Source organism: Halobacteriovorax sp. RZ-2, from assembly GCF_043196685.1.
Classification (GTDB): Bacteria; Bdellovibrionota; Bacteriovoracia; order Bacteriovoracales; family Bacteriovoracaceae; genus Halobacteriovorax_A.
In genome coordinates this window covers 1095016-1119879 of the sequence record NZ_JBEBMR010000001.1, presented here as the reverse complement: position 1 = coordinate 1119879, position 24864 = coordinate 1095016, and the positions used below count along the sequence as shown (strand labels likewise).

Sequence of the window (24864 nt, the reverse complement as noted above, 5' to 3'; positions counted from 1 at the left end):
ATGAGAGTATGTGTATTTTGTGGGTCATCAAGTGGAAAAGGTGAAGCTTATTTAAATTATGCCAAAGACCTAGGTGAGAAGCTTGTTAGTAATGGGCACTATCTCGTGTATGGTGGAGCCTCAATTGGTGTGATGGGAAAGATCGCAGATACGATGCTTGCTAAAGACGGCCATGTTATTGGTGTTATGCCAAAATCACTTATTGACTGGGAAGTTGGACATCAAGGTCTAACTGAGTTTATTGAAGTCGATACAATGCATACTCGTAAAGAGAGAATGTATGAGCTTTCAGATGTCTTCGTTACTTATCCAGGTGGATTTGGAACTCTTGATGAGTTATTTGAAATTACAACTTGGGCACAACTTCAATATCATAAGAAGCCAGTCTACTTAGTTAATGTAAATGGTTACTTTGATCACTTAATTAAGCATATTGAAAATTCAGTTGCTGAGGGATTTATCTCGAAAGAGCACTTTGAGTTAATTACGATTTTAAATTCAAATGAAGAGTTAATGGAGAGGATCAACTAAGATCCTCTCGGTTTTATTAATCTTGTAGAATTATATAAATATTTGGTTCGTCGATTTCAATTTTATCATTTTCAAATCTTTCAAGCTCTTTGAAAATGGTACGACGAACATTAAATAGCCCCGCCTTTGCCTTATCAATTCTAATATTGATAATCTTGTTAGCAAGGTCATAAGAAGAGCGTCCTTCAAACTTAACTTTAACACCTTTTGAAACATTTCCTTTAAGGTGACCACTAAATTTACCACCGCGGATATTAAGCTTTAGATCATCAATTTCAACTGCGCTACCAAGCGTTTCATATTCATTTGTTAAGTTATAGAAACTTCTTTCGCTACTTTTAAAATAGGCACTTCCAACATTTAAGCTTAGAAAATTAAAACAATTTTGAAGAAGCTGCTCATATTCATTACCTTCACGACTTTGCTTTTGGCACTCTAGGCGCGTTCCAGAAAGACGTGTTGAGAAACCTTCACCACTTGCTTGAACTTGATTTAGATTAAGTCCAATATTAGTGTCGCCATTATTATAATTGAGATTTGAAATTCCAATTCTATCAGCATCATTAATTTGGAGAGTTGAAAGATCGAGTTCAAATGACTCATTATCTACTGAAAAGATAAGCGTTCCACCGTAATTTTCTACTTCGAGTGTTGGATTGATAAATTCTCCAAAACCTTCAATTGCAATCTCCTTACTTGTTCCCGTTCCTTTAGGGCTTGTGTAGTTTGCATTTAATTGATTGATCTTTCCAATTGGAAAAGCTGGTTTTTCGTTAAGCTCATTGGCGTGGGCCGTGGAAATATTTGTGAACATTAGGCAATACGATGCCGCAATCATTTGACATGACTTCTTCAACATAAACAACTCCGTTTGATTGTGTGTGGTTACAAACAAAATCGGGTTAAAGTCATCCTTTACGTAGGTTTTGTGCTGATCTGATAAAAAAGGGTAAATAATGCCGCTTTAGCGGGGTGTAAGTGTCTAAATTTAGGTTGGTGAACGTAATAGCTGTTGGGTTTGATAGACTATTCAAGAGTCGGCTTTTTGTGCTAAAGTGCGCTAAATGTTCAAGAAAATTGCGTTACTATTTATCATCTCACTATTTGTCGTAGCAGGTTATGTGCTATCGCGTGTGCCTGTCCTTAATATTAATAAGCTGGCCCAAGGCTATGTGAAGACCTCTGTAAAAGATGAAATTGCTTCGTATTTGGTAACAACTAAGAGGCCTCGAAATTGGGCCTATCTAAATACTATGCCTAAGCATGTTTACTACGCCTTCATCGTTAGTGAGGACTGGTCATTCTACGATCATCAAGGAGTGGACTTTAGACAAATTTATCACGCCGTGAAAGATCACTTAAATGGAGAAAAGTTAAGGGGTGCGAGTACTATCTCGCAACAACTAGCTAAGAATCTTTATACAAAAAGTGAAAGAAGCCTTGAGCGTAAAGTCTTCGAACTTTTTACGACGATGTACTTAGAAGAGAAGTTAACAAAGGACAGAATCCTTGAAACTTACTTAAATATCATTGAATTTGGGAAAGGACTCTATGGTATTAAGAATGCTAGTTGGTATTATTTTAAGAAGCGTCCAGCTGACCTAAATCCAAAAGAATCTGCTTTCCTAGCTATGTTACTGCCTAATCCAAAGGTTTACTCACAATCATTTCGAGATAAAAAATTAACAGAATATGCATCCACAACTGTTAATTCTATTTTAAAAAAGATGAAGGTAACTAAGGCCATAACGGAAGAAGAAATGTTGTCCTTTCAAAAAGAGCACCTTTCTTTTGAAGAAGTAAAAAGAAGTGAAGGTGGACGTAAGCTAATACTAGAAGAGGAATTCTTTGAACTTTAAAAATGTCTTAGAACAAGTATATTCAAATACAAAATTGTCTCCAGCAAAAGAGCGCAGAGAACTTCTTGTTGAACAAATGTTTGCTAATGAAGCTTCTGGTCTTGATTGTCTTAAATGCACAGGACGCTGCTGTACATATGAAGCAAATTCAATGCAAATGACTTCGATAGAAGCGCTTGAAGCAATGGCCGTTCTTGAAGAAAAGGATCTCTTAAACGATGAAACTAAGAAAAGGTTAGAAGATTGTATTTCTGAATTTCGCCTTGATAAGTATATTCAAATCGGTCCAGGTGAATACTTTAGAAAGTCCTACACGTGTCCTTTTTATTTTTATCCAAGTTTTGGCTGTGGACTTGGTGTCGATCATAAACCTTATGGTTGTATTGCCTTTAATCCATGTGAGGCGAATCAAGAAGATGGTGGAAATTGTCAAAGTGATTTAGATATTCAAGAAAAGCGAAATCTTCAATTTGAAAAAACAGAAGATCTCGCAGACAAATATTTATATGATCAATATAAAGTTTCTCTATTAAAAGAACCGATCCCAATTAAACTACTCGAAATTTGGAAAAAGGTTTATTCCGAAAAATTATAACGTAATCCCATTACCATTGTTGTAACAGTAAAGTCGGTATCGTAGATAAAGTTTACATTAGAACCTGAGCTATAGTGATAACCACCATATATATAAAAGCGTTTGCTCATTGGAATTTCAATATCCATTCCTAAAGTCCAAAGTAAGTAAGAGTCATCTTCTAAAACATCACTATTACTATATTCGCGATTAACGTACTTGAATCCAAATAGAGGCTGAAACCACCAGAGCTTAAAGGCCGTAGTTGCCATTAAACCGCTTTCTTTCAAGTCTGTTTTGATTGTGCTTGATTCTAATTCATATGTCGCTTCGTCATAAGTGTTTTGATAGTAAGAAATTTTTGTTAACAGCCAATTCGTTTCTTCTGAAATTCCAATATGAAAGCCCGTACCATCTGTTTTATACGGACCAAGACTGACATCCGGAGAAAACAGGTTATCGATAGTTGTCTTTTCTTCATAAGTCGGCATTTGCGCACCAGCAACAATTCCATACTTTGCAGCACATGAAGTTAGAAAAAATAAAATTAAAATCGGAAATAAAACCTTCATACCTCTCCCTTAAATAAATAATAAATTCATTGTTAAGTATTATTAAAATTTATTTAAGAGAGAAAAAAGTTCTTTATATGTTGTTTAAGATAAGCTCTGATAGCGGTTTTGGAAGAATATTGTTAGGAACTTTCATGATAATGTGGCCGCCTTCTTTGTTTTGAAATTTACCAAAGCTATCATCAAAACGAAACTCTGCATTCTCAAATGTACGCACATTGATTTCATTACCATTGACGTGATCTACGAATGAAGATTCAAACTTAAGTTTCTCTAAAGACAACTCTTCATTCAAGATAAAGAACCAGTGATAGATTTCTGCCTTTGGAGCATCGTCAGCTAATCCCAACTTTTTTACTTCAATAACAGATACATTTTCATTCATAAAATAAAATAATGTTTCAAATTTTTTTTCCATAAAAATATTTTACTTTGCTAAAAGACGAAGAGTAAAGAAATTGGCAGGGATATTTGGTTAAGAATCAGATTAGGAAATTTATACGGTCAGATGAAGTCTTTGGGAATGTTCAAAAAGAAATATAAGAATGAATTGCTATAAAAAAGAAAGAAGAAGTGAATAAAAGTATACTGAAACACATCATCTAACCGATATAAATCCTAAATCTGTAACTATAATATCAGCAATGTAGATGATGTCAAATAAAAGTTTGACTAATAAAACTTTCAAGGCTTGATTTAATTTAAATTATTGAAATAAGGGAGGTGAGCAGGGCGTTGGCCCTACTCACTAAGGTTATTTATGGTTAGGCAGCTTTATCACCACCGACGAGGTCGATAACTAATTTGACGATATCATCGAGATTATCTGCTTGGCCTTTTAGATTTGCGGCCGAGCGAGATGCTTCTTGGGCAGAGTTATTATTTTGAATTGTTGTTTCATCGATGAGTCTGATTGCATTTGTAATTTCATTTACACCTTGTGTTTGTTCGTTACATGCACTTGCGATCTCAGTAATTTTTCCATTTACGTTCTGTACATTGAAAACGATTTTATCGAGAACTTCTTTACACTGACTGGCTTTCTGTCTTCCAGCATCAACAGTTTTTGAACTGCTTTGAATAACTTCATTTACCATTGCAGTTGTGCCTGAAACAATTGCTTCGACATTCTTGATTGATTCATCAATTAATACTTTGATTTCATCAGATGCAGCTCCAGACATTGATGCAAGAGATCCGATCTCTTCTGCAACGACAGCAAAACCTTTTCCACTTTCACCTGATCTAGCAGCTTCAACAGAAGCATTGAAAGAAAGAAGCTTCGTTTGAAAAACAATGTCATTAATAACTTTAGTCTTATCTTCAATTTCCTTAATGATATTTAAGATCTCTTGAACTTGGTTATTACTACTTTCCATTTTCTTCATTGCATCTGTGTTGCTATTTGAAATATTCTCTATAGCGTAAAGCATTTCATCGATAGTGCGTTTACCGTTTTGTACTTCGTACTCAGACTGCTCACCTGACTTTTTAGAGTCCTCAGCGAATTCAGTATTTCTTCGTATCATTGAAGATATTTCATCAACTGAAGCAACTGTTTCTTGAAGAGACGCAGCCTGCTCATTAGTTGCAGCAGATAATTGAGTTGATGTGTTATATGTTACTTTGGAACCGTTAGCTACTTGTAGTGAAGTTTCTTTAAGTTGATTTGCCATTGTTAGAAGAGGATTTGATACACTTGTTTTTAAAACGACAGCAAATAATGCACCAATAACAATGAGGCCGATAAAACCGAACATTGCTTGGTTTAGAAAGACGCTAAAAATATAGTCATTAACATCGTCAACATAGATACCTGTACCAAGTACCCATCCCCATGGCTTAAATAACTCTACGTAAGAGTACTTCTCAACAAATACATTACTATCAGCTTTACTATTCCAGATGTAGTTAACAAAACCTTTGTCCTGTTTTTTTACAAGAGCAACAACGTCATTAAAGAGAGGTTTTCCTGCCTTGTCGACAAATGTCTTAACACTTTTTCCTCTAAGGCCATCACTTGGGTGAACGATCATTCTTGGCTCAAGGTCATTGATCCAAACATAGTCATCCATATCACGTCCATAGCGAATACTTGCAATGTAATGTTTTGTGATCTCTTTAGCTTCCTTTAATGTATACTCACCAGCTTCCACTTTTTCGTTCATCGACTCAAGGAAGTGATAAGCGGTTTTAGTCACATCCTCAATTTGATTTTTCTTTTCCTGTAATAGCGCAGACTTTGTTGAGCTATAAGAGTAGGCAATAAAGATTGAAGTGAAGATAACAAATGGTATGAGGGCCATCAGAATTATCTTCGTGTTTAAACTTAGACTTTTCACTAACGCTTTCATAATTCTCCTGAGTTTCTATACAATTTCTAAAGATTCTTGCTATAACTTCGGTAAAAGAAATGTATTTGTTAGTGATGTTAATCAGTTTTTAGGCTCGTTTCGCTAACAATTTTGTAAGTTTGAAACGAAATTTGTTACAATTTATCTAAGCAAAACTAATCTTGATGAGAAAATAAATGAAGTTACTTTCAACTAAAATATTTCCTCTCATAGGCCTTGTTGTCTCTGGGATCTATCTTCTAAATCCGACCGCTGGAATTATCGAATTAATTCCAGATAATATTCCCTATATTGGTAACCTCGATGAAGCGGGTGCCGTGATTCTGTTTCTATCTTGTTTAAAGATACTTCGCGCCAAAAAAGAAAGAGAGTAATTTTCTTAGTTTCCTAATCAGCAAAATCAAAGGTAAAATTATAATGTGAACATCTTTGTAATTAGACAAAGATCTTTACACTTTTGTACCTAAAATTGATCAAAAAATGACACTTGATTAATTTATAGGCAGATAATGGAGATGTATCTAATCGAAATCTTGTGACTACTGGTGGCATGATTGTTGCAGTAATTTCAGTATGTTTAAGAGTTAATCTCTAATTAATATATAGGAGCAAATTATGAAAATTGTTAAAGGTTTATTCATCTCTTCACTCGTTATGGTTTCAACTGCTTACGCGGCAACAACTGGAACTCTTGTTTTAAAAGGGCAAGTTCCTGCACTATTGTCAATTAGTGTTACACCAGAGGCCGTTGCATCTGCTCTTCCTCTAGACACTACTCAAGTGGACTCTAAAGTTGCTACTGTAAATGAGGTTTCAAACTCAAATAGTGGTTATACTGTTTCTTTTAGTTCAGCAAACCAAGGAAAGCTAGTTCACAATTCAGTTACTTCATCGTCAATCGACTATGCATTAAGCTATGACGGAAATGCTGTTGATTTATCAACTACTGATGTATTCACATTCTCATCTGCGGCAAGTGTGAATGTCGATAAGGATTTAGCAATTTCTTATACTGGTGTCGATCACCAAAACCTTATTCAAGGTGAATACGCTGATACGGTTACTTTAACGATTGCAGCTAATTAATACTTAAGTTTTTTAGTCAGATATCCGATAGGCAGAGTGATGAAATACTGTACTCTGCCTTTTTTATTTGTCACCTCCCTTCTTTCACTCAGTGTTTACGGGAGTGAGGCCAAAGAATTACACTTGAGAGGAAGAGTTCCAGCGTCTGTTGTAGTCGTTGATGAGGTCGGTACTAAAGAGCCAAATGATGCTATTAAGTCTAATCTTGATAAGAATTCTTATGATGTTAAAAAGTCTGAGAAGAATGGCCATCCAATGATTGAAATTTCCTTTCATTAATTCATCTTCAATTAAAATTTGTGTATAATAAATAGGGTCTAAGCTGTCATGGAGGAAGCTTGAAGTTACTTATTTTATTAGCACTTTTCCCACTTTTAATGTCTTTTACTTTCAGGCCTACTAGTCAAACAATTGATCTAAGCAATGGGCAAAAGGCTACTCAATTTCAAATCGAAAATACGTCATCTGAAATGATTCCTGTAACGGTAAATGTCTTTGAACGAATACAAAAAGAAGACGGAAGCGAGTCCCTTCCTAAGACAAATGATGTGAGTGTTTTCCCTCCTCAACTTATAATCTCGCCAGGGGATCGAAAAACTATTCGTGTGGATTGGAAGGGAGATACGAATATCTCTTCTGAAAAAGTTTATCGAATTGTTGCTGAGCAAGTCCCTTTAAAGCGTGGAAGTACTAATAATAAGAATCGTGGTGGTATTAAGATGCTGCTCAAGTATATGAATGTTCTATATGTAACGAAGAAGGAATTTAAACCTAAACTTGAAGCGAGTCATTATAATGTTGGAAAAAAGATTCGAGTTTATATTGCTAATAAGGGAAATTCTCATCAATACCTAAAGAACGTAAGGTTTGAATTTGTAAAAGGTGATCAGAAGTTATCGATCCCAGCTAAAGAGCTCTCAAAGCTTAATGGACAAAATATTTTGGCCAATACGACACGATACTTTGAATTTAATAATACAATTAACCTAAAAAATGGATATGAGTTAAGAGCGTCTTTTGATAAGTAATTATAGACCAATTCTATTTGTTGCATTCCTGTCTCAATTGAGTCCTTTAACTGCTTATGCTCAGTCTGAAACTGAGCTATTTCGTAGTGTCTTTGGTGAAGTTAATTATGAAGCACAATTAGAACTTATTCTTCATGGGAAATCTCTTGGGGATATTCCAGTAAAACTTCAAGGAAGCCAGTTAAAGTATATTGATAGTGTCATACTAAATGAAAAGATTAGAGGCATCGTTAAGGATGAAAAATATAAATTAGTCGACACTTCTAAGAAGTGGGTTGCTACTTCAACAATTCCTTATACTCTAAGTTATGATTCTAAGGCATTACAGGTGGTATTAGATATACCTGTAGAGAGTCTAAAATCTGTTTTCTATTCGTTAGAAGAAAACCCAAAAATTAAATACGCTGGTCAAACTATTGAGGCTGCCCCATTTGCTGGTTCGATTAATTATCTTCTTGATAAGAACTTCGGTGATTCGTATCTTGGTGGTGATTCTCTAACTTTGAATATTAACTCCTTCTTAAATATAAAAACCTATGTTTTGCAGTTGAATGGATTCTATGTTGATGATGAAGATAGTAGCGATCCTTATTGGACGCGAAGAGACTTTAGTTTAACAAAGGATTTTGAATCCTCACGCCTTCGAACGAGGTTAGGGGATACTACAACGGGCCGCTTAGGCTTTATGCAATCAAAAGCAATAGGTGGTTTTAATTTAAGGAAACAGTTTTCAATTAATCCTTATGAGACACCTTATACGCAAGGTGAGAAAGAGTTTCAAATTGTTAGACGATCTAATGTTAGTACTTATGTTAACGGGACTCTTGTAAAAAAAGAAATCCTACCTGCTGGTAATTATCGTTTATCAAATCTTCCACTTGTTAATGGCATTAATAATGTACGTGTAGAAATTGATGATGGAAGTGGTGTTAAGCAGTTATTAGAATTTAATATCCCAACATCACTATCGATTTTAAAAAGAGGTGAGTTTGATTATTCGTTAAGTGTGGGAAGAAAGTCTGATGATTCTGGAAAAACCCGCAGTTATGTCGATAATAATGAGTTTTATAGTGGCCTTGTTCAATATGGTTTTACTGACCTATTTTCAACAGGTGCCTATTATCAAAAAGATGACAAATTTCAATTAACTGGTCTTTATAATGGTATTGCTACAGAGTTTGGAAACTTCTTTCTGGGGAATGCTTATTCTGATTATAAGAATTTTAATATAAGTGGCTATGCAACTTCTTTGACTTGGCAATTTCAGGATATCGCAGGATACTTGCTTGAAAACCTATCATTTACAGCGCGCTATGAAGTTTTCGGTGGAGACTTTAGGGCTACGGCCGACTATAATGGGCCTTCGATTAAAAATAATTATCAACTTAATTTATCATTTCCTATTTTCTCTCATAGCTCGATAAATCTAGGGGCCGGCCATGAAGAATATCGTGACTCTGGAAATGGTTCTCGAAATTTCATCCGTACCTCGTTGAATATTAATCCAATTAATAACCTAAATATAAATCTTTATGCTGCTAGCACAAAAGATTTAAATAATCCGACTGATCACTCTGTTTCTGCTTTTTTAACATGGTCTTTTCCTTCTCATAATAGCTATGTTTCAATGTTTAGAGATTTTGAAAATAAATCAAGTCGAATGTCTTACACAAAAGATAATAGTAATGAGCTATATAAGCCGAGATATACAGTTTCCGCAGATGACGATGAAGTTAATAGTCGCTTAAATTTAAGTGCTAGTATGCCAACGCCTATGGCCGATTACTTTTTCAAGGCATCTTATGCTCATGAAAAGAATGGTGAAGATTATAATCAGATAGGATTCGGGATATCGACGACTTCATTATTCGCGTATGATAATGGCCTTGCTTACGCTCAATCTCGTTCTAATACTAATAGTTTTGCCCTCTTTAAAACTAAAGAATCTTTAAAAGATCAAAAGCTTATTATTAAATCAACATCAGTTCATGCAGACACTCAAACTCCGCTCTTTGGGGAGCTTGCAATAACTGATATGGTTCCATATCAATACCGTGAAGTACAACTAGACCCAACTGCTCTCGATTATGGAACAACACTGGAGAAAGAAAAGTTTGTTCTCTATCCGACTTATCAATCAGGACATCTTATCAATATTAGTGACAATGGCCTTCTAAGTCTTAAGGGGAAAATTACACGTAATGGAAGACCGGTTTCACTGGAGATCTGTCAGTTAGGGGAGAAGGTCTTCTTCACTGATCGAGAAGGTTACTTCTTTGTGGATGGTGTTGATAATGAAACAAGTTTACTTAAAATAAGTGGTAAGGAAGTTAAAAATATTTCGATAAATCAAGAATCCCGTGGGATCATTGATATTGGTACGATTGAGATAGAGGGGAATTAATATGACATTGTTTAAAGCTTTAGTAGCTACATTCTGTGTCTCATCTGTTTTAGCGGCAAAATGCGACTTAAATGTTAGCGTAAATAATTTTGTTGGGACAATATCTTCAAGCGTTCAAGCTGTTTCCCACCCTATTACAATTTCACGTTCTAGAAACGCAGCTCAATGTGAAGTCATTAGGGCCTTCTATAGTACTGGTGGAGCTGGGAACTATAATCGTATGGCATCGACTTCTAATAATTCGATTCCTTATAACTTATATAGTGACAGTAATATGGCTACAGTTCTTAAAGATGTGTCGGATGCAACTCAAGCTGGTGAGTATAGTGTGATTAATTTACCAGTGAGATACAACTCTTATCAGTCGAATTTTTATATTAAGCAGGTTGATCTCGATACTGTCTTTTCAAGTGGCTCTGGTTACTTTGGCGATAATATTCAAATTAGTTTCTATAGTATTAAAAACAACGGCCAGCTTGAGTATGAAACGACTGCGTATTTTTATCTGCAGTTAGTTGTTCCAAGATATGCTGAGCTAAGCTTAGTTCCTTTGGGTTCTCCTCATGACCCTAACTCTACTCAATATATAATGAATTTTGGAAATTTAACGAGTCAGGATGTAAAGAGTGCAACTCTGAATGTGAAGGGTAATGTAGGCTTCGGTGTTTATATGACTTCACAGAATGGCTCTTTGTTAAAGAATGCAGCAAGTAGTGTTCCTTATCAAGTTAAGGTGGGACCAAACAATTACGCATCTCTTTCAAATGCTGGACAAGAGACCTTCATGTTTCAGCGTAATAATGCCACTTCAATCAATGCTGAGAGCTATCCTATCTATGTGAAATTAGGGAATGTTCCAACAAATGCATCGACTGGTGATTATGAGGATGTCATTACAGTCACAGTTAAAGCTTGGTAAAAATATTACTTAAGTAAATTGCTCAAGTTGTCGATAAGAACTCCATGAATATAAAAGACCTAAAGTACGGTGTTGCCGTACTCGCAATTGGTGCGACTACTTTTTACTTTACTGAAAACTATATTGCAGACTCTAGGCAAGCTAAACGAACCATCGCTAGTGAAGCTGTTGCCAACAACTGTCTTGATGCTGTTGGATCATTCTTAGGACCTAAGAAAATTGAGCCATTTGCAAAGGTTAATCTTGTGCTAAAAGAAAATGCACGCAAGGTTAATGGTAAGATTGTAGGCTATACTCGAAGTGGTTTTGAAATTAGAGGTTACGGTAACCATCAGTTAGTTTCTTATAATGAGATCTCAACAATTAATGGCAAAGAACTAAGCTCGGTTGAAATTTATCGTTTACTTCTAGCTGCTGAAATTGGAAAAACAAATTCTGATCAAATCCAGGTGCGTGTCCTGAATAATATTGAGTTTGAAGATATAAAAGGTCATAACTTCAAAACAGATGGGGTAACAATTAGTTTTCAAGATCAGCAAGGTGTAAAATATAAGATTCCACTTGATGAGATTTATCACTTCTCTGCTATCGATCCAGTTGATGTTGCAAGAAAAGAAGTACAAACATTTGAAGGTGAGTTTGTATCGGTTCGTTTGACTAATGGTGACGTTGAAGATGGTGTAATTGTTCTATCTGCTGATAGGAAATTTGCAGAACTTACAAGCGTTCATGACGAAACTGAAGTCGTGCAAATCCCTCTTGATGAGATTGAATTAGTCATACAGTAATGACTCTATAGAATAAATTTAAAAACGAGATAAGGTGTTATATTAAACACAATCACAAGTAACTTGAAGTTCGCTAGGTATTTAAAATACATCTTAGGGAACTTCTTTTCTTTAATTCCAAACATACTAGCGTGAATCTCAATTACTTGTTTTTTGAATATGAGAATCATTACTGTTGAAAGTAATAAAAAACCCATATTTATAACTGCACAATAACCTAAGAAAGATGTCATCAATTCTGTCTTCATTTAATCTCCATTAGTCCTTACTTGGTAAGTTTTCGGCAAAGCCTCTAAACGCATAGGCTAAGATATCACGATCAACTGGTGTTTTAGGGAATGGGTATTTCTTATTCATACTTTCAGTGTTCTTCTTAGATGAAAAGGCCGAGACTAGATCAATGATCTTGTCTACACCGTCTCTTTTTCTAATTGTGTATTCTAAGTCATTACGATCTGATTTCTTTATTATACCATTCCAGGCAAGGTATTTATTTCTAATATCATAGACAGAGAAGTTAATATCCATACTTCTTTTTGTCGTCGTTGTTAAATTACGATCGCCGGTTTCTTTTCCTTCTGCGTTTGTTATAGCCGATTCTGTTCTATCATTTTCAATTATGTCACTTTCAATTCTGGCAAAGACAAGGTAGCGACGTTTCGTTATATTTTGTCCTAATATCGTAAGGGATTTCTCACTGAGAATTCCATCTTCTTCAATTTCACGTAGTATCTCACGATAGAGTCCTCGACCAATTTTTTTGATCAGTGGTGATGCATTATCAACGAGTAAGTCTCTTCTTTTTTCTTGTAATTCGACACGAAATTGATTTGCTGTACTTATTTGCTTCTTATAATCCCAGTTCTCTCCAGTATGGACTATCCCTGCAATTGTTAATCGTTCTGCTTGAACATTTGTATATGTGAAATCGGCCGTCTTCCTTAGGCCATGTACTTTTGTTGCACATGAAGTAATTAGTAGTGTGCTTAAAAGCACGATAAACTTTAACATCTATTTCTCCAGTCTCTAGTTAAGCTAAAACCATTTTATTAGAGCACGACCCACTTAACAATAGGTTAGATTTTACGTAGTTATCATTATGAAAAATTAAGATGAAATTAAATGTATGAACCTGTTTTGATGCTATTATGAAGATGGTAGGAATCCTTCGGGAGGACTGCTCAGCTCGCAGCTTCTGTCTGTGGGCAAGAAAAGAGGTCCTCGCATTTGGCGAGGGCCTTTTTTTGTAAGGTCTTAAATCTGAGCAAAGAGGTCAACTTGATTTCCATTTGGGTCTCTAACTGAAGCGTATCTTTGTCCCCAAAAAACATCCCATGGTGATTTTTCGATTTCAAAACCAGCGTCGACGATACGTTGGAATAGCTTATCTACTTCACTAGGAGTTGTTTGTTGAAAACATAGAGTGATTCCAGAATTTATAGGCTCTTTCCAATCGTTATTAATCTCTTTAAGCAAATCGAATGAATCGAGCATGATTCGTAGTCCATTTTCTTGCGTGGCCTCATAATGGCCCTTTCCATATTCTTCAAAATCAAAGTTTAATAAGTTGTAAAATTGAATAGTTTTTTCAATATTCTTACAAGCAATCCCAATCGCGCTTACACTCATAGTGACTCCTTATTCTTAGATTTAGTTTTTGTTGTCTTGTTTTAACCACAGCTTAAATTGACATGATTTGCCCTGTGGCTTTTATTAAAGATACATTTTTTATCGGGACTGAACAATATCATAGGAGGATATGTGAAAAAGTTAACAAAAATGGCAGTTGCTCTGGCCGTACTTTCTACGGTTGCAACGTCTGTTTCTGCTTCATCGAGAGTAATTCGTGACAACCGTTTAAAAGATTTAGGAATTTCACCTGTCTTAGGACGAGGCTACTCGATAGCGACCAATACTTATCAAAGTACATGTTTGGGTAAAATTGAAACGACTCAGCCATCTTATGATTTAAAATATCGATATATTGAAATTGAACAAGATTGGGAGACTCAGTATAGACGTTCTTTTGAAACAAAGAATACATTTAAATTTCTATTCTTAAAAAATAATGTAAATGTTTTTTCAGAAGTAGAGGGTAATACAACATATCACTATCACTATATCTTTGCCGATATTGACGTTGATAGTTACTATCATTCACTTTCAGAAGGAAATAGTGATTTGAGTGAGAGTGCCGCAAGTCTCTTAACTAAAGGGGACGTTGTTGGTTTCTTTGATTCTTGTGGTCCCTATTATGTACGTTCAATCGGTCGTCACTCAAGCTTCCTAGGTTTACTACGTTATCGAACAACATCAGCTGAAAGAGATGTGAATTTTGAACTCGAACTTAAATCGAAGATGCGTGGTTTCTTCTCTGGTGGTTCAACTGATACAACAATTTCAACAGAGTTTAGAACCGAAACACAGACCAAGAGACTAGAGATTAATATCTGGGCCTACGGACTTGGTAAAGGTGAACTTGCAGATATTATCCCTACAGATATTGATAGCTTTAAAGACTCAGTACGTGATGTTGTAAAAACGATGCAAGATCCAAATGCTGGTCGTATTACAACAATGGAAGTCGCTCCTTGGATTGAAAATACTCAATTTCAAGATCTTTTAGAGTTAGAAGATGAAGAAGAAAAATTACTATTTGAAAAGAAAAAGAATCTAGAGGCCAATGCTGAAATTATAAGCGAGCTTGATCGAATTGATAGAGCACAAGTGGATCAATACTTTAAGGCAAGTAATTGTCGCCGAATTCTTGAAGATGAATATTTAAATATTGATGATGACTTTGGTGGAGGATATGAACCCGAGAATACATTCTTCTCAAACTTATCTCAACCAAATAGTCAGAGCTCTGAGATTTCACTGGAAGCGTTTGATGCTGTTCTTTCTACTGAAAAGGTCGAAGAATATCTGATCGCAAATTATATATTTAATTATGGACAGCCTGAACCAACTCCTGAACCGGAAACAGGTGCGCTAGCTTGTATTAAATCGATTCATGAACAAGGTATCGATCAGGTACACTTTAGAAATATTCCTGCGTGTGTCGATGCCAGATTAACGGGGGTGCCAGTGTCTCCTCTTTTAGATAACTATTGTATGCCAGAGTTGGCAAGAGTCATTATTCCTGATGATGCATAATTTATGAAAAATATAGCTTATATACTTTTAATAATTTTCCTAGGTGGGGCCAAAGCAGTGGCCCTGCCTCTACAAAACACAATTAATGAAGAGAATTTTCATTCTTCTTTGTATATTGATGACCCACGCGTTACACAGCTAAATGGACATCTGAAATTATTAGATGGTTTCTCAAGGAAATTGTTTAAACAATCAAATACGTGTTTCGATCTACAGGACTTCAAAGGGACACAACAATCTAATATTCAGTTAGATTTTCATCAGAAGGTTATTGGTACAAATCTCTATAACCCTTTCTTTAGTAAGTACTATAATAATGTCTACAGTAGTCATGTTGATAAAATTCTTAGGGCCCAAGATCAAAAGATTACAAATACAATACAGATTGCAATACATAAAACAACATATGCACGAGAGCGAGATACTGAGTATGTTGATATTAATTCACGTTATAATCAACTGATAACAAATGGTGATTTTTTTAAATTTAGTGAATTATGTGGAAGTGGTTATGTGAACTCTTTTAATAAATACGCAGGAGCATGGTTTACTATTGTATTTAATCGAAGTGCAGATAGTGATGATTCTGTTTTCACAAATCTCCTTGAAGCTTATATTCGTTTATTTGATTCAACTGCAGAACCAAAGATAAGGGCACAATTAAATAGAGAACTTGCTAATCGTGCAGCGGTTCTTTATGCCGAATTTAGAGGAGTGAATCCTTTAACTATACCTATTCAAAATCTTAGAGATATAGCGGAATTTAGATCCTTAATTACAAGAATTAAGTCTGCCATGCTAGCGTCAGATGCTGGCCTTTATATGGCCTTGGAATATACTCCTTGGGGTTATAATGATGTTTTTCAAAAATCTTTTTATGACTTTCTTGTTCGAAATAGTAAGGAACCGATTCCTTCTGAACCAAATAGAGCTCAGTGGTTTAACTTTTATCAAAACATGGAAATAGCAAGACTAATGAGTGACGCTATTGCTTATGAATCAGATATCGTTGGGCGATTTGAAGTCTGTCGTAATCAAATGTTAAGGGACTGGCCACTACGTGGAAATGAGAAAAAGTTATTCGTTAATCATCTTGATACAGATGGTGCAGGAATTGCTCTGGCCACGATCTATCAAGTTTTAACTGAAGAAGCACTAAAGAGCTTACAAGACAAGTTGGCCAACTTACAAAGTGGAGAAGAGAACTCTGTTTTACTTTGTAACAAAAGATTGAATGGACAAACTTTTCTTTTAAATCATTACCGTGAGTTAGTTGAGTGTAAATGGTTTGATGAGTTTACTAAGTCGCCATCTTTAATTTTAGATGCTCTTTGTCCTCTGACACCAAAGTAATTAATGTGATAAAGTTTTACAAAAGGATATCACATGAAAATTCACTTCTTTCTTTTCTTACTATTATTTGTTTCTTGTGCCAATGTTGATCAAATTGATCGTGGCCTATTATCAAAAAAAATTATGCAACTCGACCCTCATCCTGAAGAAAGTATGTTCCAAAATGAAGTACGAGCTTTCAGGGAAGGTGCTGTTGGAGGCACAAATGCTGTTGGAGGTGGATGTGGTTGTAACTAGGTATAAAAGAATACTTTTTAGTTTTCTTCTCATTCTTATTTCTACTAAAAATTCATTCGCAGAGATGATGGCCGATGGAAAGACAAAGTTTAAGCTTCTATTCAATATCTATCATCAAAATAGTGATGACGGTAAACAAGTTTATGATGATTCAGGAAAAGAGGAAGCTAATGTTATTGAACCAATGCTCTTCGTAGAGCATCAAATAACTGAAAATACTGCAGTTAATGCACACTTTGTTTTCGATTTTTGGACGGCCGCATCTGATACAAAGTTAGATGGTGCAACAGGTGCAAGTGGACCTGGTAGAAAAGGTCAGTCACGTCTTTCTGGAAATGTCGGTGTACGAAAAGAAGTTGGAGATTGGGAAACTAGTGCATCAATCGGTTTTTCATCTGAGTATGACTACCGCTCATTTAATGGGAGCCTTGGAATTCAACGTTCAATGGCAAAAGATAATTTTACACTTGGACTTAATGTTCAATACTACAAGGATAAAGTAAAATTATTCGAGGATTTGAGTAATCCAGCAACTGCAAAAATATCTGACTTTCTTCCCCGTGATATCTTCGCGGTTAGTCTAACAGCATCCCAGATCCTTACAAGACAAGATATTATTCAATTTGATTTAACATTCGTGCAAGCAAGCAAAAATTTGGAGTCGACTGCCAGTACGGTTTCAGTGGGTGGGATAAGACAGTCAGAAGTCTTACCCGATACTCGAAGTCGATATGCTATCTCTTCAAAATGGGTTCATGGGTTCAATGAAGAGATGGCCATGAATATGTCATACCGATATTACTTTGATCAGTGGGATTTAGATGCTCATACGTTAAGACTAGCATTTTTGAAAGAGATTAATGATGATGAAGACTTTATTGAGGTTGCTCTTCGTTATCATAATCAATCAAGTGTTAAGTATTATCAGGACTCTTTTTCTGTCGCTAAAGAGTATATGACTAGTGACTCTGATTTAGCTGACTTTTCATCATATGAGTTAAGTGCGCTTCTTTCTAGTAATTATGAATCGAAGAATATTTATGGTTTCGAATTTGAAGACTTCGTATGGAATAATGGTGTTACGGCCGCCAAACGTTCAAATGGACTTGTATATGCATATATTCAATCTTCAGTTGGTTTTCAGTTTTAGGAGTGATAGATGAGAAAAGTATTTTTAGTAATCTTTTTACTATTTTCATTCAATATATCTGCACAGAAAGTAGAAGATTTTAACCTGCCAATTTATAATAAGTCTGAAATATTTAAATTAAGCGATAGCCTTATTAAATACGATAAGGTTTATCTTAATTTTTGGGCATCTTGGTGTACCGCTTGTATTCAAGAAATGGATGAGTTGGAAGCTTTAAAGATTAAGTATGCAAATAAAAATATTCTCTTTGTTGCAATTAACGCTGGAGAAAAGAAAAAGAAGATTAAACGCTTCTTAAAGAAACGCAGTTTTAGTTATTTAATTCTTGAAGATAGTGACCGTGAGCTTTCAAGGAAGCTAGGTGTAACAGAGCTTCCTCGCTCTATTATTATTGATAAGAAAGGTAATATTCTTTACAGCTCTGATAAACCTCCAAAGGATTTATAAATTGTTTGCGAAGGGAAATGATATTACATGTGAGTATAAATTCTGCGCTATGGGTGGAGAATTTCAAATTATGTGTTTTCCACAAAGTTTCCTTTCTAGGGACGATGTCTATAAGATCTTTTTAAAAGCAGAGGAAGAGGTTAATCGGATTCAAAGTAAATTTACAGATTTTGAAGATGGCCCATTCAATGAAATTAATAAACATGCTGGAATTAGACCTGTTAAAGTCGATGAGGAAATTTGGGATATTATTCAAAGAGCAAATAAAATTTCGAAAGAATCTAATGGTATTTTTGATATTTCATTTGCAACGATTGGTCACCTGTGGAGAAAAGCAAAAAATGAAGGTCGCACTCTTAGTTTTCTAGAGCGTTCACAGGTTCAAAGGTATATTGATTATCGTAAGATAAAATTCAACCGTTTTACAAAGAGTGTCTATCTTCCTTTTGAACAAATGCGTATAGGTTTAGGAGGAATTGGCAAGGGCTACGCTGTTGATAGAGTGTATGAGCTCCTACTTAAGGAAGGACTTCATAATTTCTATATAAATGGCTCAGGTGATATTCGTGTACACTCTCTTCCTAATGCTCCTAGGCCCTGGCGCATCGGTATAAGAAACCCATTATCTAAAGACAGCTCAAAATCGATTGGCGTGATTCAACTTGCCACAGGTAGCGTTGCTTCTTCTGGAGGCTATATTCATTATAATCCTAATTCTGAAGGATTTAGTGACCACCATATTGTAAACCCTAAGAGTGGCATGAGTAATGACGCTATTCTTGCGACGACAGTTATTGCAGACAATACTGTGAGCGCCGATACAACAGCAACTATCTTGATGAATATGAATGTTTCGCAAGCAATAAGCTATTTGGATTCAAGAGAATTTATTGGTTTTGTCGTCGACTCTGAAGGAAAAACCCATCTCTCAGCGGCCGCAATTCGCTCTTTTGGTCTATGAATAAAATTAATTAACTATCTGTTTTTACATAAAATGAGTTCTTGTAGCAATTTTTTGTGGGCATCCCCGTAAGTTTTTTTATTTATTTTCTAAATAAAATTTCAAGATATACCGAAGTTTTATTGGTTACTTACAAATTTCGACAAATTTTCTTCGTAAATTTCTTGCGTTGAGCTTAATTTGAAAGAGGGGCGTAAAGTATTTCATCGGAGATAAATTATGTTTAGAGCGAGTTTTAAAAAGAAGTTATTGTTGCTGTGCTTTTTCATGTCATCAGTAAGTTTAATTATTGGAAGTGTTGCTTTATTTGGTTTCAAAAAATTTATTGAGGTTTCGGACGAGGTTAACCAAAGTGTTATTCCAAGAACAACTCTCTTAAATAAAATGGATGTAAACTATCAAAAAACAAGAATCGAAGTTCGAACTCTAGGACTTGATAATCTTAGTGAAGAGGATCGCTATGCGGCCATCGATGGTGCATTAAAAGTTGTTGGTGAATATGAGAAGGCATCATCTGAACTTAAGGCGATGATCAAAACAAAAGAAGAGCTTAAAATATTTAATCAATTGGGAGAGCAGTGGGCGAACTTTAAGCAAGTAGGTGTCGATGCCATTGAGCTGGCAAAGGTATATGATACTAAATCACGCGCTAAGCTTTTAGATATATTCTTAGTTCATTGTCCAAAAGCGGCCTCAGACTTTCAAGAAGCACTTGATAAGTATAATCAAAGTATTCGTGATGAAATTGATAAAGCGGCCAAACTTTCTGAGGAAACATCAAAAACAATTGCCTTTATTAATAAATTACTCATCTTCTTAACAATATCTGGGATCTCTAGTTGTCTTATCATTGGGATAATTTTTGCGAATAAGATCTCTTCATCAATTAGAAACACGTTAGAAATTTTATCTAATAGTTCTACTTTTCTTACAACGAGCGCAGATAATATTACGGCTTCATCACAAAAGCTTTCTGCTTCTAGTGAAAATCAAGATTCTTCTCTACACGAATCTAGCTCTTCTTTAGAAGAGATTAGTTCGATGGTTAGAATGACAGCAGAGAATGCGAAGAAGTCCAATGAACTAGCGACAGAGAGTTTAGATAAGGCTTCGAAAGGAAAAGACATTGTAAGTGATATGAATATTTCTATGGACTCGATTAATGGAAGTATCGACACAATTGTTAACGAATTAGATATTAATAATGAAAAGATGAAAGAAATTGCAACTCTGATTAATAGTATTGATGAAAAAACACAGGTCATTAATGATATTGTGTTTCAAACAAAGCTTTTATCTTTCAATGCCTCTGTCGAAGCTGCACGAGCAGGTGAGGCCGGAAAGGGCTTTGCAGTCGTTGCCGAAGAAGTAGGAAAGCTTGCTCAAATGAGTGGTGTCGCTGCAGTCGAAATTACAGACATGCTGTCTTCAAGTGTTAATCAGGTAAATGAAATCGTCAGTGAGTCCCAAGAACGAATTACGGCCGTTGTCGAATCAGCAAGAGATAATGTAACGAGTGGGACAAATATCGCTAAAGAGTGTGAAGACATTCTCGAGAATATTGTCACAAGTGTTGCAGGTGTTTCATCTTCAATTGCTGAAATATCATCTGCTACGCAAGAGCAGTCTAGTGGTATTTCTCAATTACAAAGCTCAATCTCAAGAGTCGATGTGCTTTCTAAATCAAATACTGGAATTGCTCGTGAAACATCTGGAATTGCACAACAGCTTCAACAGCAAGTCGGATCTGTTAATGGCTCAATTATTAATATTCAAAAACTAATTCTTGGTGATCCTGAGACCTCGAAGTCGTCTTCTGGAAATATTTCTGAAAAGATGACTGCTTAAATAACCCAAACTCGCACTTAAGCTTATGAGTTTAAGCTTAAGTGCACCTTTCAAAACCAATCTCTTGACATTAATTCTTCAACGTTCTATTTTGCCGCATCACCATCAATATCTAAATATCAAGGAGGCCAGTATGAAAAATAATTCATTGAAAAACTGTTGGGCGACCTTGAATCTATCTCTGCGAGTCAGACAAAAATAGATTTCAATTATGCCCTTTAAATGATCAAATTTTACAAAGGGTAAATAAATGAATTTAAATAAAAATGACGTGTGTTCATTTGCACAGGCACAATTAAATACTTTTAATCTTAGTGAATTAGAAATAGCTAAGGAATTAGCACTTAGAAGTATTAGTGTTGAAATCGAAGAGGAATTTGAAGAGCTAAATTCTATCGAGGTAATGCAGGCAAGGCATTCTCACTTTTGTGTATCGGGAGTTCTTGTTGAAGATTACGCTGAAAGAATCATAGAACTAGAAAGTGATAAGAAACTAGTCTATGGGATTCGCCACATGAGTGGAAATATCGATATTCCGTTTGTTCAACTTCTTGCCAACTTTAGCTTAACGACTAAGGAGGCATTAGAATTATACGAAAGTGTAAAACCTCAGTTTACTAAGTTTAACCCTCTTTATATCTGTTTCCACTCATCGGTGGAATTAGAAGATGTTGATATGATTGCTGCAACTCACATGGTCACTTCTTCTCGAGAGATTAAAAAACTTAACGCTTGGCCTTATGAAGAAAAGTTAAGCTTTAAGATCATTAGAGATGACTCTTATCACGCTTGGTATAAGAAGGGGTATGAGGATTTTAATCGTGAGGTTCCCGAGCTCTCTAAAAGAGTAGTGGCAAATTCTCATGAATCGATGGAAGGCTCAATGGAGCAAGGACTTTTACAACTTGTTTTCTTAGGTGGACAACAAATTGGTCTAATCGCTGCTGAACGTTCTGCGTTTCTAGGCCATGATGGTATCTATTTTCATGAGATTTTCATCGATAAGAATTGGAAAGGTAAGGGACTAGCTAAAGCAATTCAGAGAAAATTTGTTGCTGAAAATACTAATGAGACAGATTTTGTTTGGGGAACAATTGATCACTCAAACCTAAGCTCTTATAAAACTGCTTTATCTAATGGCCGCAAACCTGTGCGCTATGAGAATTTTGTCTGTATAAATTAATTTTAAGAATCAATATCTGAAAGATGGCCCTCTTCGTTTATTTAAGAGGGCCCATATTTTATTGATTGTGACTTGTTGGAGGGACACTATCAATGGCATTATTTTCTGGTGGTGTTAGCTGTCCAAGAAATTCAGGAAGTTCAACACCGGCCTGTTTTGCAAGATCGTGCACAGCAGGTAGGGAATTGATTAGCCCACTAAGAAAGTTTGACGTTGCACTCTTTCCATTGTGACTATTTCCGCCACCGTCCCATACAGTAACCTTATCAATTTTAAGGTCTTGTACGGCCTTAACTTGCTGAGCAATAATTTCTGGTAATTGTTCAACCATAAGTAGTGTAGGGACAAGTCTCTTATCATCCCCAACAATTTCAACAAGCTTGTTGTAACCTTGGGCCTTGGCCTCGAGTACTTTTTGAATACCTTGTGCTTCAGCTTCATACTTCGCTAGAATTGCATCTGCTTCACCTTTTGCAATTCTTCTTTGTCTTTCTGCTTCTGCCTCTGCAGTAATTTCAACTTTTCTCTTATTAATCTCTTCTTGTGCTAGTTCTGTTTTCTCAAGCCTCGCAATCTCTTCTAGCTTCTGTGCTTCAAGAACTGCCTTTTGCGCTTGTGCCAGGGCAACTTCCCCTCGCTTGGCTGCATCTGCTTGCTTCTCTTTTAGAGTAGCATCGTATTCAGCAATACTTGCCTTCGACTCATTTTCACCTTTTACAGACTCTGCCTCTTGAATGGCAACGAAGACTCTCTGCTCTTTTAAGGCCTCTTTCTTTCCTTGTTCTGTAATGGCCCTTTGTTTTGCTTGGGCCACTTCCTGCTCTCTTAAAGCAGCGGCCTCTCCTGTAATACCTTCTGCTTCGTATTTTGCAATACGAATTCTTTTATTTCTTTCGGCTTCTTTTTGACCAGCTTCTGATTCAGCAACTTGATTAGCAACTTGAACTTCTTTTTCTTTGTTAGCATTTGCTTCACCAATGGCACCATCTTTGTCTTGTTCTGCTACTTCAACCTTTGCTTTGTTAATCGCTTCTGCTGCAGCTTTTTTACCAATTGCTTCAATATATCCTGACTCATCTGTAATATCTCGAATGTTAACGTTAATCACATCAAGACCAATTTTATTAAGCTCAAGGTTTACGTTCTTATTAACTAGGTCTAAGAACTTTTCTCTATCCTGGTTAATCTCTTCAATTGCTAGAGTTGCAATTACAAGACGCATTTGACCTAGAATAATATCCTGGGCCTGGTTTGATACTTCCGCTGTCGATAGGCCAAGAAGACGCTCAGCTGCATTCGTCATAATATTTGCAGTTGTCGAAATACCAACCGTAAATGTGGAAGGAACATTTACTCGAATATTCTTTTTAGAAAGTGCACTTCTCAAATCAATTTCAATTGTCAGTGGCTCTAGTGAAAGATATGTGTAATCTTGAAGTAGTGGAATGACAAATGAACCACCACCGTGAATACACTTGGCAGACTGGCCACTACCAACACTTCCGTAGATAACAAGAATCTGGTTTGAAGGACATCTCTTATATTGTTTTGATAAAAAGATGGCCGCAAAAAGTAGAATTAAAACAGGAACAACAATAATTCCCATAATTCCAAAAGTACTAAATAGCATGAATAATCTCCCTTAAGTATTATGCTTTCTTAACGATTAAATTTCCTGAGTCATCAACATAGTGAACTTTGATGCTCTCAAATGCTTTGATCGCTTCACCCTTGCTACTTGCTTGTAGAATCTGTTGCTTATTTCCAATTGTGATTTCAACTTGGCCAATACCTTCACCCTTAGCAGGAATATTTGTATATGCACGGCCTGTTCTTCCAATTGCTTCTTTGATATTTACTTTTGGAATATTGTTAAATTTCTTAATTTGAAACGTGATGAATGAACTAAAGAGCATCATGACAAAACCAAAGACACCGGCCGCTATAACACCATTAACATCAGATAATTCCCACTCTTGTTTTGCTGCTAGGCCAATCCAGCCAGCGCCCATAAAGAAAGCTAGTATCGACTGTATCGAGACAAGGGTAAAAGCATCACCACCATCAGCATGTTCGATATCCATATCACCATCGAAGTCTGTGTCTCCATCACCCGTTACAAAAAGAAGAAGCATCTTTAATACAAATAAAAGTGTTCCTGCAAAGGCCATAACCGCGTAAACAGGGTTTTGAGAAAATATCTCTTTCATCTAATCTCCGAAAATAAATAATGTTCAGTTTTTAGTATATGGATAAAAAAATAAGTGGTTAGTGGGTAAAAATGTCTAGAGACGCTCTATTAGGGCTTTTTGAGTGTTTTTGTTCTTTATGTTAAATATAGATTACAAGCCTAAGTTGTTGAAATTATTTTTTGTATATTTGAGGGTTGGTTAATGCCAAATTATGATTAAATA

General features: G+C 35.6%; 27 protein-coding genes. 18 read left to right on the top strand and 9 right to left on the bottom strand.

What is annotated here, in order from left to right; translation table 11 throughout:
* Positions 1–531 carry a TIGR00730 family Rossman fold protein gene (locus tag ABMA78_RS05295; RefSeq protein ID WP_392857750.1) on the top strand — a complete coding sequence of 177 codons (531 nt, stop codon included), beginning with the start codon at positions 1–3 and terminating at the stop codon, positions 529–531.
* A gap of 16 nt (positions 532–547) precedes the next feature.
* On the opposite strand, the gene ABMA78_RS05290 is transcribed toward ABMA78_RS05295, so the two are convergent.
* Positions 548–1390 (bottom strand): hypothetical protein, encoded by an 843-nt coding sequence (locus tag ABMA78_RS05290; protein WP_392857748.1) that lies wholly within the window; start codon positions 1388–1390, stop codon positions 548–550.
* Between the two features lie 205 nt (positions 1391–1595).
* On the opposite strand from ABMA78_RS05290, the gene ABMA78_RS05285 reads away from it, so the two are divergent.
* Together ABMA78_RS05285 and ABMA78_RS05280 are read left to right on the top strand one after the other, a co-directional pair.
* Positions 1596–2390: a transglycosylase domain-containing protein gene (locus ABMA78_RS05285; protein WP_392857746.1), complete on the top strand. Its 795-nt coding sequence runs from the start codon at positions 1596–1598 to the stop codon at positions 2388–2390.
* Positions 2380–2985 (top strand): hypothetical protein, encoded by a 606-nt coding sequence (locus ABMA78_RS05280; RefSeq protein ID WP_392857744.1) that lies wholly within the window; start codon positions 2380–2382, stop codon positions 2983–2985. The genes ABMA78_RS05285 and ABMA78_RS05280 overlap by 11 nt, the downstream gene beginning before the upstream one ends.
* Here ABMA78_RS05280 and ABMA78_RS05275 read toward each other — a convergent pair.
* The 3 genes from ABMA78_RS05275 to ABMA78_RS05265 form a co-directional block, all read right to left on the bottom strand.
* Positions 2967–3536, bottom strand: coding sequence for a hypothetical protein (locus tag ABMA78_RS05275; protein ID WP_392857741.1), 570 nt, complete (start codon positions 3534–3536; stop codon positions 2967–2969). The two genes, ABMA78_RS05280 and ABMA78_RS05275, sit on opposite strands and share 19 nt — an antisense overlap.
* 73 nt (positions 3537–3609) lie before the next feature.
* Positions 3610–3921 carry a hypothetical protein gene (locus ABMA78_RS05270; protein WP_392857739.1) on the bottom strand — a complete coding sequence of 104 codons (312 nt, stop codon included), beginning with the start codon at positions 3919–3921 and terminating at the stop codon, positions 3610–3612.
* Between the two features lie 379 nt (positions 3922–4300).
* Positions 4301–5890 carry a cache domain-containing protein gene (locus tag ABMA78_RS05265; protein WP_392857736.1) on the bottom strand — a complete coding sequence of 530 codons (1590 nt, stop codon included), beginning with the start codon at positions 5888–5890 and terminating at the stop codon, positions 4301–4303.
* Positions 5891–6066: 176 nt separating this feature from the next.
* Here ABMA78_RS05265 and ABMA78_RS05260 point away from each other — a divergent pair, with 176 nt between their 5' ends.
* The 7 genes from ABMA78_RS05260 (at position 6067) to ABMA78_RS05230 (ending at position 12115) form a co-directional block, all read left to right on the top strand.
* Positions 6067–6264 carry a DUF1232 domain-containing protein gene (locus ABMA78_RS05260; RefSeq protein ID WP_103218800.1) on the top strand — a complete coding sequence of 66 codons (198 nt, stop codon included), beginning with the start codon at positions 6067–6069 and terminating at the stop codon, positions 6262–6264.
* A gap of 241 nt (positions 6265–6505) precedes the next feature.
* Positions 6506–6976 (top strand): fimbrial protein, encoded by a 471-nt coding sequence (locus ABMA78_RS05255; protein ID WP_103218801.1) that lies wholly within the window; start codon positions 6506–6508, stop codon positions 6974–6976.
* Between the two features lie 39 nt (positions 6977–7015).
* Entirely contained in the window at positions 7016–7255 is a 240-nt protein-coding gene (locus ABMA78_RS05250) for a hypothetical protein (protein ID WP_392857733.1), read from the top strand.
* Positions 7256–7314: 59 nt separating this feature from the next.
* Positions 7315–8004: a fimbria/pilus periplasmic chaperone gene (locus ABMA78_RS05245; RefSeq protein ID WP_103218803.1), complete on the top strand. Its 690-nt coding sequence runs from the start codon at positions 7315–7317 to the stop codon at positions 8002–8004.
* On the top strand, positions 7994–10408 hold the full coding sequence (locus ABMA78_RS05240) for a fimbria/pilus outer membrane usher protein (RefSeq protein WP_392857729.1): 2415 nt from the start codon (positions 7994–7996) through the stop codon (positions 10406–10408). Before ABMA78_RS05245 ends, ABMA78_RS05240 begins: the two co-directional genes overlap by 11 nt.
* A 1-nt stretch (position 10409) precedes the next feature.
* Complete coding sequence (locus ABMA78_RS05235; RefSeq protein WP_103218805.1) at positions 10410–11327, top strand: spore coat protein U domain-containing protein; 918 nt, start codon at positions 10410–10412, stop codon at positions 11325–11327.
* 44 nt (positions 11328–11371) lie between these two features.
* A complete protein-coding gene (locus ABMA78_RS05230) occupies positions 11372–12115 on the top strand; it encodes a hypothetical protein (protein ID WP_392857727.1) in 744 nt (247 codons plus the stop codon).
* A gap of 5 nt (positions 12116–12120) precedes the next feature.
* Here the strand turns inward: ABMA78_RS05230 and ABMA78_RS05225 are convergent, their stop codons facing one another.
* The 3 genes from ABMA78_RS05225 to ABMA78_RS05215 form a co-directional block, all read right to left on the bottom strand.
* On the bottom strand, positions 12121–12363 hold the full coding sequence (locus ABMA78_RS05225; protein ID WP_103218807.1) for a DUF6868 family protein: 243 nt from the start codon (positions 12361–12363) through the stop codon (positions 12121–12123).
* 10 nt (positions 12364–12373) lie between these two features.
* Positions 12374–13126, bottom strand: coding sequence for a hypothetical protein (locus tag ABMA78_RS05220; protein ID WP_392857724.1), 753 nt, complete (start codon positions 13124–13126; stop codon positions 12374–12376).
* Positions 13127–13369: 243 nt separating this feature from the next.
* Complete coding sequence (locus tag ABMA78_RS05215; protein WP_392857721.1) at positions 13370–13744, bottom strand: VOC family protein; 375 nt, start codon at positions 13742–13744, stop codon at positions 13370–13372.
* A 132-nt stretch (positions 13745–13876) separates the two neighbouring features.
* Here ABMA78_RS05215 and ABMA78_RS05210 point away from each other — a divergent pair, with 132 nt between their 5' ends.
* The 8 genes from ABMA78_RS05210 (at position 13877) to ABMA78_RS05175 (ending at position 22450) form a co-directional block, all read left to right on the top strand.
* Positions 13877–15271 carry a hypothetical protein gene (locus ABMA78_RS05210; RefSeq protein ID WP_392857719.1) on the top strand — a complete coding sequence of 465 codons (1395 nt, stop codon included), beginning with the start codon at positions 13877–13879 and terminating at the stop codon, positions 15269–15271.
* 3 nt (positions 15272–15274) lie between these two features.
* Positions 15275–16624: a hypothetical protein gene (locus ABMA78_RS05205; protein WP_392857716.1), complete on the top strand. Its 1350-nt coding sequence runs from the start codon at positions 15275–15277 to the stop codon at positions 16622–16624.
* A 33-nt stretch (positions 16625–16657) separates the two neighbouring features.
* On the top strand, positions 16658–16861 hold the full coding sequence (locus ABMA78_RS05200; RefSeq protein ID WP_392857713.1) for a DUF4266 domain-containing protein: 204 nt from the start codon (positions 16658–16660) through the stop codon (positions 16859–16861).
* Positions 16830–18011 carry a DUF3570 domain-containing protein gene (locus ABMA78_RS05195; RefSeq protein WP_392857711.1) on the top strand — a complete coding sequence of 394 codons (1182 nt, stop codon included), beginning with the start codon at positions 16830–16832 and terminating at the stop codon, positions 18009–18011. Before ABMA78_RS05200 ends, ABMA78_RS05195 begins: the two co-directional genes overlap by 32 nt.
* 9 nt (positions 18012–18020) lie before the next feature.
* Positions 18021–18458 (top strand): TlpA disulfide reductase family protein, encoded by a 438-nt coding sequence (locus ABMA78_RS05190; protein ID WP_392857708.1) that lies wholly within the window; start codon positions 18021–18023, stop codon positions 18456–18458.
* Between the two features lies 1 nt (position 18459).
* Positions 18460–19419 carry an FAD:protein FMN transferase gene (locus ABMA78_RS05185; protein ID WP_392857707.1) on the top strand — a complete coding sequence of 320 codons (960 nt, stop codon included), beginning with the start codon at positions 18460–18462 and terminating at the stop codon, positions 19417–19419.
* Between the two features lie 219 nt (positions 19420–19638).
* A complete protein-coding gene (locus tag ABMA78_RS05180) occupies positions 19639–21267 on the top strand; it encodes a methyl-accepting chemotaxis protein (RefSeq protein ID WP_392857705.1) in 1629 nt (542 codons plus the stop codon).
* Positions 21268–21517: 250 nt separating this feature from the next.
* Positions 21518–22450, top strand: coding sequence for a hypothetical protein (locus ABMA78_RS05175; RefSeq protein WP_392857702.1), 933 nt, complete (start codon positions 21518–21520; stop codon positions 22448–22450).
* A 58-nt stretch (positions 22451–22508) separates the two neighbouring features.
* On the opposite strand, the gene ABMA78_RS05170 is transcribed toward ABMA78_RS05175, so the two are convergent.
* Together ABMA78_RS05170 and ABMA78_RS05165 are read right to left on the bottom strand one after the other, a co-directional pair.
* Entirely contained in the window at positions 22509–24080 is a 1572-nt protein-coding gene (locus ABMA78_RS05170; RefSeq protein ID WP_392857700.1) for a flotillin family protein, read from the bottom strand.
* A gap of 19 nt (positions 24081–24099) precedes the next feature.
* The gene (locus tag ABMA78_RS05165) at positions 24100–24660 is read right to left on the bottom strand and encodes a hypothetical protein (protein WP_392857697.1); all 561 of its coding nucleotides are present in this window, start codon (positions 24658–24660) and stop codon (positions 24100–24102) included.
* Positions 24661–24864: the final 204 nt, after the last annotated feature.

What these genes read in the sequence shown, in the direction of transcription:
- ABMA78_RS05285 (WP_392857746.1), top strand. Translation starts at nt 1,596, where the DNA reads ATGTTCAAGAAAATTGCGTTACTATTTATCATCTCACTATTTGTCGTA.
- ABMA78_RS05165 (WP_392857697.1), bottom strand. Translation starts at nt 24,660, where the DNA reads ATGAAAGAGATATTTTCTCAAAACCCTGTTTACGCGGTTATGGCCTTT.
- ABMA78_RS05220 (WP_392857724.1), bottom strand. Translation starts at nt 13,126, where the DNA reads ATGTTAAAGTTTATCGTGCTTTTAAGCACACTACTAATTACTTCATGT.
- ABMA78_RS05290 (WP_392857748.1), bottom strand. Translation starts at nt 1,390, where the DNA reads ATGTTGAAGAAGTCATGTCAAATGATTGCGGCATCGTATTGCCTAATG.
- ABMA78_RS05205 (WP_392857716.1), top strand. Translation starts at nt 15,275, where the DNA reads ATGAAAAATATAGCTTATATACTTTTAATAATTTTCCTAGGTGGGGCC.
- ABMA78_RS05250 (WP_392857733.1), top strand. Translation starts at nt 7,016, where the DNA reads ATGAAATACTGTACTCTGCCTTTTTTATTTGTCACCTCCCTTCTTTCA.
- ABMA78_RS05175 (WP_392857702.1), top strand. Translation starts at nt 21,518, where the DNA reads ATGAATTTAAATAAAAATGACGTGTGTTCATTTGCACAGGCACAATTA.
- ABMA78_RS05255 (WP_103218801.1), top strand. Translation starts at nt 6,506, where the DNA reads ATGAAAATTGTTAAAGGTTTATTCATCTCTTCACTCGTTATGGTTTCA.
- ABMA78_RS05235 (WP_103218805.1), top strand. Translation starts at nt 10,410, where the DNA reads ATGACATTGTTTAAAGCTTTAGTAGCTACATTCTGTGTCTCATCTGTT.
- ABMA78_RS05190 (WP_392857708.1), top strand. Translation starts at nt 18,021, where the DNA reads ATGAGAAAAGTATTTTTAGTAATCTTTTTACTATTTTCATTCAATATA.
- ABMA78_RS05200 (WP_392857713.1), top strand. Translation starts at nt 16,658, where the DNA reads ATGAAAATTCACTTCTTTCTTTTCTTACTATTATTTGTTTCTTGTGCC.
- ABMA78_RS05225 (WP_103218807.1), bottom strand. Translation starts at nt 12,363, where the DNA reads ATGAAGACAGAATTGATGACATCTTTCTTAGGTTATTGTGCAGTTATA.
- ABMA78_RS05265 (WP_392857736.1), bottom strand. Translation starts at nt 5,890, where the DNA reads ATGAAAGCGTTAGTGAAAAGTCTAAGTTTAAACACGAAGATAATTCTG.
- ABMA78_RS05295 (WP_392857750.1), top strand. Translation starts at nt 1, where the DNA reads ATGAGAGTATGTGTATTTTGTGGGTCATCAAGTGGAAAAGGTGAAGCT.
- ABMA78_RS05230 (WP_392857727.1), top strand. Translation starts at nt 11,372, where the DNA reads ATGAATATAAAAGACCTAAAGTACGGTGTTGCCGTACTCGCAATTGGT.
- ABMA78_RS05260 (WP_103218800.1), top strand. Translation starts at nt 6,067, where the DNA reads ATGAAGTTACTTTCAACTAAAATATTTCCTCTCATAGGCCTTGTTGTC.
- ABMA78_RS05170 (WP_392857700.1), bottom strand. Translation starts at nt 24,080, where the DNA reads ATGCTATTTAGTACTTTTGGAATTATGGGAATTATTGTTGTTCCTGTT.
- ABMA78_RS05275 (WP_392857741.1), bottom strand. Translation starts at nt 3,536, where the DNA reads ATGAAGGTTTTATTTCCGATTTTAATTTTATTTTTTCTAACTTCATGT.
- ABMA78_RS05270 (WP_392857739.1), bottom strand. Translation starts at nt 3,921, where the DNA reads ATGAATGAAAATGTATCTGTTATTGAAGTAAAAAAGTTGGGATTAGCT.
- ABMA78_RS05180 (WP_392857705.1), top strand. Translation starts at nt 19,639, where the DNA reads ATGTTTAGAGCGAGTTTTAAAAAGAAGTTATTGTTGCTGTGCTTTTTC.
- ABMA78_RS05215 (WP_392857721.1), bottom strand. Translation starts at nt 13,744, where the DNA reads ATGAGTGTAAGCGCGATTGGGATTGCTTGTAAGAATATTGAAAAAACT.
- ABMA78_RS05195 (WP_392857711.1), top strand. Translation starts at nt 16,830, where the DNA reads ATGCTGTTGGAGGTGGATGTGGTTGTAACTAGGTATAAAAGAATACTT.